The organism is Pediococcus parvulus (assembly GCF_007990205.1).
Classification (GTDB): domain Bacteria; phylum Bacillota; class Bacilli; order Lactobacillales; family Lactobacillaceae; genus Pediococcus; species Pediococcus parvulus.
The window spans coordinates 1-1,697 of the sequence record NZ_BJWE01000089.1; the positions used below are offsets into that span (position 1 = coordinate 1).

The 1,697-nt window shown below is 40.4% G+C and carries 1 protein-coding gene; it reads right to left on the reverse strand.

Annotated elements, in window-relative coordinates; all coding sequences use genetic code 11:
* Positions 1-235 precede the first annotated feature (235 nt).
* The gene (locus PPA04_RS09425; RefSeq protein WP_147206822.1) at positions 236-1,612 is read right to left on the reverse strand and encodes an ISLre2 family transposase; all 1,377 of its coding nucleotides are present in this window, start codon (positions 1,610-1,612) and stop codon (positions 236-238) included.
* Positions 1,613-1,697: the final 85 nt, after the last annotated feature.

A 1,697-nucleotide genomic window follows, 5' to 3' on the forward strand; every position in this document is an offset into this window, starting at 1 on the left:
TATGTGTCAAGTTTTAGTAGGTAGTGTCTCTAATTAGATTTTATTTATGTTTTTAACTACTTTTTGTTTCGTTCCGGCGTTGATGCGGGGCCGTGTGGGTCGCTTACGAGCTAACTTCTTGCCCTTCAGGCCAAAAGTGGATCTCTCCAGTCTCCCATGTCTCTAAGCGATAAATCGCTAAGTGACATCGACACACTCTTTCACCAACGCCTCCACTCCACCTGTTATTCAAATCCTATGAAATAGCCTTCACCAAATTACCCATAGCACTGCTAGTTGCTGCGTCTAATGAAATACTGCCGTGCCTAATTCCTTGATGTTGCGTAAAAGGCTGTTTAAGAAAATAACTAGCGGCCACTTTAACTGGCATGATGCTTATTGGCAAGGTATTGGGCATCTTTATCATTGCTGTTTCTAATTGCCCGTTAATTTCACTGGTAATCACCGCAATCATCGCCTTCAATCCAGCTTTACTCCAAGAGCGACCTTGATGTTTTAACCGATAGGTAAAGCGTCGATGATTACTTTCACAGCCACCTAAACACACGGTTTCGGTAGCTAAGCTTCGCTTGTCAGCTGGCTTTAAATAATTCCAGTTACGTTTCAAGTAACTCCGTAAAAGCTGAATTGCTTCCAGACTATCCGCATCATTGGCTTGGAACTCACACGTATCAAGGACAATTTGAACTTGATCATTATCCCAATTATGCACACCCTGAAATAGTTTACTTTGCAGAATTTTAGGCATCTTGCTTAATCGACTACGAATTTTTCGGTTCAAGTGATAACGATCTAAAAAGTGCTCATGTTTTTTGGCCCCAACCGCTAATTCATCAAAGCAGGATGGTTCATAGCCACTCCCATTATCGCTACCGGTAATCATTGTAGTTGCTCGTAAATCATAATTCTGATCGAGATAATCTTGTACTTGATTAAAAACTGCTTGCCGGTTTAATCCCGTAAATACATGTCGGTTTAACGTCTGTCGGCGCTGGCCATTTTGGCTAATACCTTCCGTTAGTTGCAGTCGATGAATAAAGACATTTTTATGGTGTTGCTTAGCCTTTAAGGCCACACAAAAGGCATCGCCTTCCAAATACAGATAAGGAACTCGCCGTTTCTTTTCGATGTTCACTAATGTGGTTTCTTCACGCTGCTTTTCACATTGCGTACCGGCTGTTTGATAAAGTTGACCAACTTTTTGATGACTGATAGAAAGTGGGGTTAAAAGGTTAACAGCCAAAGCTGTTGTCCGTAAAACACTATGTGAAGCTAGCTTGGCAACCTTTTCGACCATTAAGGGTGAAAATCTACTTCGTGGAATTAACTGCAAATAACGATCCAAAGGAAAGACATACTTTTTATCAGCTAGCTTCACTAACCGGCGTTTGAAAGTTACGGCCCCACACATGAAATTCAAAGTTCTTTCGCGTTTACCGACAATTTCTTGGTATTTTGTTTCACCAATTAAAAGATCATCCAACTCTTCTAGTGCTTGACCTAAAGCAGTGGCAATCAACGCTTGACACCGAATCATTAAATCTTGTTCCGCATTAAATAAACTATTACTATCCTTTAAAACTGTCATGATTTCTGTTAAGATTTGAGACATGAAGACCGTTACCTCCTAATTTTTGGCTACCAACCTAATTAGAAGATTAACGGTCTTCTCGTGTTTTGAAAAGGCTTTTTTTCAC